This window comes from Sulfuricurvum sp. (genome assembly GCF_049305995.1).
Taxonomy (GTDB): domain Bacteria; phylum Campylobacterota; class Campylobacteria; order Campylobacterales; family Sulfurimonadaceae; genus Sulfuricurvum.
The window spans coordinates 1-8,083 of the sequence record NZ_JBAQPS010000388.1; the positions used below are offsets into that span (position 1 = coordinate 1).

The 8,083-nt window shown below is 40.5% G+C and carries 11 protein-coding genes, 2 tRNA genes and 1 pseudogene; 9 read left to right on the forward strand and 5 right to left on the reverse strand.

From position 1 onward, the window contains the following. Positions 1–442: pseudogene (locus WA010_RS12925) on the reverse strand (GGDEF domain-containing protein); the annotation flags it as partial. Positions 443–579: 137 nt separating this feature from the next. On the opposite strand from WA010_RS12925, the gene WA010_RS12930 reads away from it, so the two are divergent. After that, a complete protein-coding gene (locus WA010_RS12930) occupies positions 580–843 on the forward strand; it encodes a helix-turn-helix domain-containing protein (RefSeq protein ID WP_422557530.1) in 264 nt (87 codons plus the stop codon). A gap of 32 nt (positions 844–875) precedes the next feature. Here the strand turns inward: WA010_RS12930 and WA010_RS12935 are convergent, their stop codons facing one another. Continuing rightward, positions 876–1,253, reverse strand: a complete 378-nt coding sequence (locus WA010_RS12935; protein ID WP_422557531.1) for an ArsR/SmtB family transcription factor — start codon at positions 1,251–1,253, stop codon at positions 876–878. A 189-nt stretch (positions 1,254–1,442) separates the two neighbouring features. Here WA010_RS12935 and WA010_RS12940 point away from each other — a divergent pair, with 189 nt between their 5' ends. The 4 genes from WA010_RS12940 (at position 1,443) to dsbD (ending at position 4,632) form a co-directional block, all read left to right on the forward strand. After that, on the forward strand, positions 1,443–1,904 hold the full coding sequence (locus tag WA010_RS12940; protein ID WP_422557532.1) for a DsrE family protein: 462 nt from the start codon (positions 1,443–1,445) through the stop codon (positions 1,902–1,904). Between the two features lie 86 nt (positions 1,905–1,990). After that, positions 1,991–2,452 carry a rhodanese-like domain-containing protein gene (locus WA010_RS12945; RefSeq protein WP_422557533.1) on the forward strand — a complete coding sequence of 154 codons (462 nt, stop codon included), beginning with the start codon at positions 1,991–1,993 and terminating at the stop codon, positions 2,450–2,452. 10 nt (positions 2,453–2,462) lie between these two features. Next, the gene (locus WA010_RS12950; RefSeq protein ID WP_422557540.1) at positions 2,463–2,816 is read left to right on the forward strand and encodes a DsrE/DsrF/TusD sulfur relay family protein; all 354 of its coding nucleotides are present in this window, start codon (positions 2,463–2,465) and stop codon (positions 2,814–2,816) included. Positions 2,817–2,835: 19 nt separating this feature from the next. Further along, the gene (gene dsbD, locus WA010_RS12955) at positions 2,836–4,632 is read left to right on the forward strand and encodes a protein-disulfide reductase DsbD (protein WP_422557534.1); all 1,797 of its coding nucleotides are present in this window, start codon (positions 2,836–2,838) and stop codon (positions 4,630–4,632) included. A gap of 100 nt (positions 4,633–4,732) precedes the next feature. On the opposite strand, the gene WA010_RS12960 is transcribed toward dsbD, so the two are convergent. From WA010_RS12960 to WA010_RS12970, 3 genes are read right to left on the reverse strand one after another with little or no spacing between them, the layout of a single operon-like run. Then, the gene (locus WA010_RS12960; protein ID WP_422557535.1) at positions 4,733–5,083 is read right to left on the reverse strand and encodes a DUF3147 family protein; all 351 of its coding nucleotides are present in this window, start codon (positions 5,081–5,083) and stop codon (positions 4,733–4,735) included. 10 nt (positions 5,084–5,093) lie between these two features. After that, the gene (locus tag WA010_RS12965; RefSeq protein ID WP_422557536.1) at positions 5,094–5,690 is read right to left on the reverse strand and encodes a pentapeptide repeat-containing protein; all 597 of its coding nucleotides are present in this window, start codon (positions 5,688–5,690) and stop codon (positions 5,094–5,096) included. Next, positions 5,687–6,079 (reverse strand): thioredoxin family protein, encoded by a 393-nt coding sequence (locus tag WA010_RS12970; RefSeq protein WP_422557537.1) that lies wholly within the window; start codon positions 6,077–6,079, stop codon positions 5,687–5,689. Before WA010_RS12970 ends, WA010_RS12965 begins: the two co-directional genes overlap by 4 nt. 194 nt (positions 6,080–6,273) lie before the next feature. Between WA010_RS12970 and WA010_RS12975 the strand changes: the two genes are divergently transcribed. The 4 genes from WA010_RS12975 to WA010_RS12990 all read left to right on the forward strand — a co-directional run bounded on the left by WA010_RS12975 (position 6,274) and on the right by WA010_RS12990 (position 7,983). Further along, positions 6,274–6,349: transfer RNA gene (locus WA010_RS12975), tRNA-Lys, on the forward strand. Between the two features lie 21 nt (positions 6,350–6,370). Beyond that, positions 6,371–6,445 (forward strand) — tRNA-Glu (locus tag WA010_RS12980). 175 nt (positions 6,446–6,620) lie between these two features. Beyond that, entirely contained in the window at positions 6,621–7,775 is a 1,155-nt protein-coding gene (locus WA010_RS12985; RefSeq protein ID WP_422557538.1) for a diguanylate cyclase, read from the forward strand. A gap of 58 nt (positions 7,776–7,833) precedes the next feature. Continuing rightward, positions 7,834–7,983: a hypothetical protein gene (locus WA010_RS12990; protein ID WP_422557539.1), complete on the forward strand. Its 150-nt coding sequence runs from the start codon at positions 7,834–7,836 to the stop codon at positions 7,981–7,983. Positions 7,984–8,083: the final 100 nt, after the last annotated feature.

Genomic DNA, 8,083 nt, shown 5'->3' on the forward strand with positions numbered 1-8,083 from the left:
TAAATTTATTCAGATCGATCATCACCAATGTTCCGCTGTCTCGAAGACGGAGTTTAGCGATATCAAGCAATTCATCTTCAAACCATTTTCGATTATAGCTTTGGGTAAGAGAATCCTCATAGATAATTTTTCGGAGTTCTTGAATCTCTTCTTGAAGCTGTTCCGTTTTTAATACTATCTCAGCCAAGATAGCTTCGTCTTTATTTCTCATAGCATATATTGCGTCGGATGTACATACCGATAGCGTCGTGATATGTCGAACCATTTTTTCATCGAGCATTTCACGGGTTAGTAGTTGATCTGCTTGAAGATTAATCTCATGAGAATGCGCTATTTCTGAATATATTTTGCTGTATTGTGCCGGAAAAACGATTTTTATAGATTCAATTTTTTTTTTTACTTCATTGGTAATACGAGAATGCTCTTCGACTAAATTTCTCATCCTAACTCCACTCTGCTAAATTGTTCTATGATCACTACAACCAAGAATTAATATTAGTTTAAACGACTTGTTATAACAAGTTGATGAAAAAATTCTATCCTAATAAACTTCACAACTTCTTATGACAAGTTGGGATTATGCAAGATATTATTGATTTACCTGATGATTACATTGATAAAATATACATTGAGATTGGTGAGAATGTTAAAAAAATACGTATGGAAAAAGGGATTAGTCAGCTAAAATTGGCGCAAGCCATTGGACATAAATCCCTTTCTATTGTTTCACTTGCAGAAATTTATCATAATAAACAACACTTCAATATCGAACATCTAGTGAAAATTGCCTATGCTTTAGATGTCAATATTTGTGATTTTTTTCCTAAAAAAATACCTGTCTAAAAACAAGTTTATTTTTCTACCTATACATAGACTTATTTTAGCGCCAGTTTATCGTCGAAAAATAGTTCTCTATTGTTATCGAAATTAGTCACTAACGTCTGAAAGCACCCCGCCATCTCGCGGATCGTCTCTATATTCGGTTCAATATAAACCTTATTCCCTTTTTTCTCCACCGTTATAATCTTCGCCTCTTTGAGTTCTTTGATATGGGCAGAAATGGTCGGAAGTGAAAAGTTAAAATGCTCCGCAACGGTACTGACACAGGTCGCAATCGGATTTACTTCGACACCGGGCTGTTTTTTATCAAGTGAACAGGTATATCCCCCCGTAAAAACATTTTTGAAAATCAAAAAGCGGGTCTCATTGCTCAACGCTTTAAAAATTTTGAGCTTTTGTTCCATATCGAGCATTTATAACCTCGTGTTTTGCACTGCCGTACAATTAATAAAAAATTATAGCATACCTAAGATTAGCCATTTAGCTAAATATCTCGTAGTATGACATAGTAATTATCTATTTAGCTAATTAGGATATTTACACTATTTTTACATTCTCTTTCTACAATATCATGGTAAATTTTTCTATACTAAGGATGAATCATGAAAAAATGGATACTCGCTCTCGCTTTGGTCGGATCACTCTTTGCCGAAGATGGAGTTAAAAAAGTGGTCTTCGATCTCAAAACAGGCAATATCGAAACGTTTGAGAAAAAAGTACTTCGAGGGATTGCTTTCCACAAAGGACACTACGAGGGAAATCTCGAAAAACTTGATACTGCCGTCGTGATCCATGGTGACGCCTACAAATTTTTCGTCAAAGATTTGAAAAATTCCCCCTATAAAAACGACAAGAAACTCGCTGCTGCCCAAGAGCAGTTAAGTAAACGGATCGCATCGATGTCCAGTACCTATGAGGTAGAGTTTTTGATGTGCGAAGCGACTATGAGAACTCTCAAAATAGATAAAAGTAACGTGTATGATTTCGTCAAACTCACACCGAACTCAACCATCGGGCTAATCGATAAACAAAACGAACATTTTGCTTATATTCCGATTCATTGAGACTTGACAAAGTTTTTTTATTTCCATACAATGCTACTACTTAGTTAATTAGCTAATCTTCTAAGTAATACTAAAAGGATTATTTCATGAAAACAAAAATCGTTGCAATGTTCACTGGATTATTGATCGCATCATCATTGATAGCAGGACAAGCAGAGTCCGAAAAACTCATCAGTTCGGCAAAGCAAGAAGCCGGAGAGATGGCACCAAAACAGCTCAAAGAGATGCTCGATGCTGAAAAAAAAGTGCTCGTTATGGATGTACGTGAAGAGAACCAACGCGCAGAGGGTGAAATCTATGCACCCAGCACGATTGCAATCACACGCGGAAATCTCGAATTTGAAGTACTCAATAAAATCAAAGACAAAAATACCGTGATCGTCACCTATTGCCGAGGCGGAAGCCGTGGGGCGTTAGCCGCTCAAACTCTCAAAAAACTCGGATATGTCAACGCGACGAACCTCAAAGGCGGTCTTAAAGGGTGGGCGGAAGAGGGTTACCCGATTGAGACCGGCTTAGGGGTAACACTGCTCTCTAAAGAGCAATAAGGAGTATCTTATAACAACCATAATCCTCAATCATCAACCCTACGACGGTTCTGATGTGACGTGGAATGCTCTGCGTCTGGCTAAAACACTTCACAAAAGCGGTGAGAGCGTCAACATCTTTTTAATGAACGATGCCGTCGATCTCGCCCGTGATAGTATCCAAAAGCCCGAGAGCTACGATCACGATTTGGTCGATATGCTCAAAAAGCTGTACACCGATGGAGTAGCCCTCCAAGCGTGCGGTACGTGCAACGCCCGCTGCGGACTTTTCAAAAATCAGCCCTATTTTGATGAGGGCGTCACCTCGACGATGCAGATTCTTGCCGACTGGGTGATCCAAAGTGATAAAGTATTAACGTTTTAAAAGAGGATAAATGAGCCACATGAAATATTTTCTATTTTTTGTATTGTTTTTCAATACCCTGATATTTGCCGAACCCAAATTTCTGATGCCCGAAGAGGCATTCAAAGTCTCAGCCCATATGAAAAAACGGTGCACCGCATCGGCGAGTATTGAATTGGGAAAAGACATTTATCTCTACCAGTCTAAAATCACGGCAAAAGTTCTGGAAAAAAATAGCGGAATCGTGGTTGACCGCCTCGTTCTCCGCGAAGCCATCGATCATGACGGCGAAAAAGTGTACACCACATCACCAACCTTCGACATCCCTCTCATCAAAACCAAAGAGATGAATGAGATCGTCCCCATCACCCTCGTGATCGGATATCAGGGATGTTCAGAACAGGGGCTTTGTTATGAGCCGATGGAGTCAAAATTTACCTTTGATATCGAAACGTCAAAGCTCTTATTAAAAGAGGCAAATGAAACTCCTCTAAAAAACCCGGCATCAACGGAGAAAAAAAGCCCGATCACCGTCTCTGAAACCGACCGAATCACCCAAACCTTTATCGAGGGTAACGTACCGCTTATCCTGCTGACCTTTTTTACCTTCGGACTGTTGCTCTCCCTAACACCGTGTATTTTCCCGATGATTCCGATCCTCTCATCGATCATCGTTGCGCAGGGAAAAAATATGAGCGCACGCCGAGGCTTCATCCTCTCCCTCGTCTATGTCCTCTCAATGTCGGTCGCCTATACGATTGCCGGAGTACTGGCAGGACTTTTCGGCGGAAATATCCAAATCGCCATGCAAAACCCGTGGGTCATCTCGACCTTTGCCCTCCTCTTCGTCGGATTGGCTATATCGATGTTCGGATTTTTCAAAATCGGCCTCCCCTCATCATGGCAAACTAAACTTACCAAATCTTCCGAAGAGGCAAGTTCTAAAGGGGGCTATCTCGGTGTCGCGATCATGGGCTTTTTATCCGCATTGATCGTAGGGCCTTGCGTTGCTCCTCCGCTCGCCGGAGCACTCGTCTATATCGGTCAAAGCGGCAATGCACTCCTCGGCGGTGCAGCACTCTTTGTTCTGAGTATCGGAATGGGAATTCCATTGCTGCTGATCGGAATAGGTGCGGGTAAATACATGCCGCGCCCCGGCGGATGGATGGACACGGTGTCGCACGTCTTCGGTGTCGTGATGCTCGCCATTGCGATCTGGATGCTGAGTCGAATCATCGATCCCTCTATGGCAATGATTCTGTGGTCGGCATTGCTGATCATTGTTGCGATTTATCTCGGAGCGTTGGAACCGTTGCAAGAGAGAGGGATCAAAGCGTTTGCCAAAGGGTTGGGAATTATTTTCCTTGTGTACGGCTTTATGCTGTTTTACGGCGGGATTAAAGGGGCGGAAAATATTCTTTCCCCTTTAGGGAGTAATGAGCCGATTCTCACCGCTGCCACACCGACGATTAGCGCATTGGAGTTTAAAACTATCCACTCTAGCGAAGAACTCGATGCGATCTTGGCTGAGAGCAAAGGGAAAAAAGTGATGCTCGATTTCTACGCCGACTGGTGCACTGCTTGCAAAGAACTCGATGAAATCACCTTTAAAGACCCCGCTGTGATACAATCGCTTAACGACTACGTCTTAGTACGTGCCGATGTCACTGCCGACAGTGATAGCGAAAAAGCGTTGAGCAAACGGTTCGGGCTGTTCGGCCCTCCGGCGATGATCTTTTTTGATGAGAGCGGAACGTCTATCAAAGGTGCCGATCTCGTAGGCTACAAAGATCCGCAAAGCTTTAGTGCCCATATTGCAACATTGGAAAAAAAATGAAAAAAATCCTCTTTACTTTAGTATTTCTAACCGCATCACTCTTTGCCGAATTCGATTGGGTGCCCTGACAATCAAAGAGTAGAAATATCCGCTCAAAATATCAAAGTTTGATCCCGTAATGGTTCAGAATGCTAACCATCCCCCAATAACACACGACCGTTACGATCAACGATACCATGAGGCTGAGATAAAAACCAACCCCCTGCTTTAGCAGTATCGGAAGGGTAACAAACAGAGCCAAAGACGGTAAAACAAGCCAAAATACCCCTGTAGACAATGCACTAATTTTATCAATATCTTTCGTGTCAACATAAAGCCAAATCATCGCTAAGACCGAGATAAGCGGGATCGACGCTAGCACCGCGCCCCAAAATGAACTTCGTTTCGCAATTTCAGAAATTAAAACGATCAATATCGTAGTAATGGCTACTTTCATTATGTAATACATCATCTCTTTCCCCTTATCGGCACTGCACATTTTTTTCGATAATAGCTTCCTCTTTTTGAGCGTGGACGCATTGAGCTTTGCTCATTAGCGTATTACTAAAATAGGTTTGCCATAACAGCGCATTTTTCATTTTTGCCGTTCGCATATCGTTTCGAATAAACTTCGCATCCCCCAGCTCTGCACCGCTAAAATCGGTTTTCAGCAACGTCGCATCGGTAAAATTGGCTTTCCAGCTCTTCGTCCCGCGTAAATCGCCATGGCTAAGATCGGCACGGTTTAAATGAGTCCCTTTGAAATTGACCCCTTTAGCCCGAATATAGCTTAGATCAGACCCTTCCAACGACCCTTTCCAAAATATACTCCCCTCTGCCTTGGCATGGCTCAAATTTGCATCATTTAAATCACACATCACGAACACCGAACGGCTCACATCCGCACCCGAGAGATCACTGCGACTGAGATCTCCTCCGCTAAAATCGATATCTTGCAGATTAGCACCGCGCAAATCACATCCAACACACTCTTTATCCTCCAACGCTTTTTTCAAATGCGCCGCATCATAGGCACTCAACGTTACTCCTACAACCGCCGCTAAAAATAATAATCTCATTTCATCCCTCGGATACGACGAAGCTCTTTGGCAAACTCAGGTGCTCTGCGGCTTCCTATTATCGTCTCTTTTTTATTCCCTGCTTTATCGATAAAAAACATCGTAGGTATCCCGAAATAATCAAATCCTTCAGGGAGTTTGCTTTTATGGACATTTTTCTCGATCACCACAAAATTTTGATTCAAATACGGTTCTATCGCTTTATCATGAAATACTTTTTTCTTCATATAGGCACATTCAGGACAATCATCGGTCGTATAGATCATTAGCACCAGTTTGTGCTCACTTCTCATCGACGTAATCGCCGTTTTGAACTGCTCGTCATTTTGAATCGTTACCGCACCCAAATTCAAAACACTTATCCATATCAATACTAAAAATTTCACCATTGCTTGTCCCTTTTTTTAACTTTATTTATCACAATATTATCATTTTTTTGAATCTATTTGAATGATTAAAGTGTACATATTTATCTTCTTGAGTGAAAATGTGCCATTTATACCCAAAACTATTGACAAAAAAGGTTCTAACCGCTATAATTCCCGTCCATAAATTGTGCTGGAACAGTTTATTGTTATTTAACGTCTCGTTAGCTCAGCCGGTAGAGCATCTCACTTTTAATGAGGGGGCCGATGGTTCGAATCCATCACGAGACACCACTTTTTCAACCACATTTATGTGGCCCCATCATCTAATGGTTAGGATTCCAGATTTTCATTCTGGCCATACGAGTTCGAATCTCGTTGGGGTCACCACTTTAAACTCCCTAATTTTATAAATCACTACGTTCATTTTAGTAATTAATTTCGCTATATTTTCCAATTTCTGCACTATTTATTTCTAATCTTCAATGGATTTAAACATAAAATTTCAAACGTCATTAAAATCTCATTATCCATGGTTATAATAATATCCACCAAGGAGATAGATTTGTTCACTTATGCCGCACATATCGAAGATCTCAAAGCAGAAATATTAGATCGAAACTTGATCATGATTATGACTGATCCTGTCGGTATCATTACTGATGTGAGTAAAGGATTCGAAATTCTCTCTGGATATGCCAAAGATGAATTAGTTGGATTAACACACCGAATTTTTGGTCATCCAGATACTCCAAAAGAGATATTTATCCATTTGTGGGATACGATCACCCAAGGTGACCCTTGGTATGGAGAGATTAAGAACCGAAACAAATGTGGTCATGAATATTGGAGTAAGATTTGTATTGAACCACTTCAAAAAGACAATACTATCCTTGGATACATTGGAATTTATACTAATATTACAGAGCATAAAGCATTGATTCGCCAAGCTGCGACCGATCCGCTTACTGGTATTTACAATCGTTCTAAACTCAATCTTCTTCTTACTCATAAAGTAGAACAAGCGTATCGCGATCACACTACTTTTTCAATTCTTTTCATCGATTTAGATCATTTTAAAATGATCAATGACCAATTCGGGCATTTGGAAGGAGATCGAATATTAATAGAATTTACCTCATTGACCCGCGACACACTACGCAATAGCGATTTATTCTGCCGATGGGGAGGAGAAGAATTTATTATTGTGCTAGATAAAGCCGATTTAAAAATTGCTTACTCAATTGCCGAAAAACTGCGTCAGCGAGTGGAAAATCATCCTTTTGGTCTTAATACCACGCTTACACTCAGTATCGGTATCAGCCAGTATGACCCAAATACCTCGATTGATGATACAATAAAACTTGCAGATACCGCCATGTATAAAGCAAAATACCAAGGAAGAAATCAAACTGTTTTAGCTCACTCTTCAACCTATACTATTCTACATTATGGCTTTAGCTACGATCCAATTAATAAAACCATTAACCGTCCGAATGACACATCTGTTCAACTTTCTAAAAAAGAGTATCTTCTTCTCGAACTTCTGCTGAATAAAAAACGACTTATCGTCCCTTACGATACTATAGAAACTATAGTCTGGCAAGAGACATTAATGAGCATGGACGCCCTTCGAACACTAATACGGGGAATTCGTAAAAAAACATACCCAAAAATCATTTCCAATGTAAATGGAATCGGATACAAAATCGATCTATAATTCCATTAACAATTTTTTGTTAGACTTATACAATTCATTCTAACATAAAGGTAAAATTATGAAATATTTCTTAGTCATTACTTTTCTCTTTTTCAGTGGCTGTTCCGCAACATGGAGTGGTGTTCAACGAGACACCTCTAATGCTGTCGATTGGACGAAATCAAAAGTAAACGAAGGGGCTACTTACGTCAAAGAAAAAACTCAATAAATGTGTTTTCTTCTTACAATCATTTTTGTTGTAGCAATGATCGCTCTTTATTCTCATGGTTTGATTTTACAAGCCTCCATAAGTGGAATCATCGCTGTAG

What these genes read in the sequence shown, in the direction of transcription:
- WA010_RS12930 (WP_422557530.1), top strand. Translation starts at nt 580, where the DNA reads ATGCAAGATATTATTGATTTACCTGATGATTACATTGATAAAATATAC.
- WA010_RS12935 (WP_422557531.1), bottom strand. Translation starts at nt 1,253, where the DNA reads ATGCTCGATATGGAACAAAAGCTCAAAATTTTTAAAGCGTTGAGCAAT.
- WA010_RS12940 (WP_422557532.1), top strand. Translation starts at nt 1,443, where the DNA reads ATGAAAAAATGGATACTCGCTCTCGCTTTGGTCGGATCACTCTTTGCC.
- WA010_RS12945 (WP_422557533.1), top strand. Translation starts at nt 1,991, where the DNA reads ATGAAAACAAAAATCGTTGCAATGTTCACTGGATTATTGATCGCATCA.
- dsbD (WP_422557534.1), top strand. Translation starts at nt 2,836, where the DNA reads ATGAAATATTTTCTATTTTTTGTATTGTTTTTCAATACCCTGATATTT.
- WA010_RS12960 (WP_422557535.1), bottom strand. Translation starts at nt 5,083, where the DNA reads ATGATGTATTACATAATGAAAGTAGCCATTACTACGATATTGATCGTT.
- WA010_RS12965 (WP_422557536.1), bottom strand. Translation starts at nt 5,690, where the DNA reads ATGAGATTATTATTTTTAGCGGCGGTTGTAGGAGTAACGTTGAGTGCC.
- WA010_RS12970 (WP_422557537.1), bottom strand. Translation starts at nt 6,079, where the DNA reads ATGGTGAAATTTTTAGTATTGATATGGATAAGTGTTTTGAATTTGGGT.
- WA010_RS12990 (WP_422557539.1), top strand. Translation starts at nt 7,834, where the DNA reads ATGAAATATTTCTTAGTCATTACTTTTCTCTTTTTCAGTGGCTGTTCC.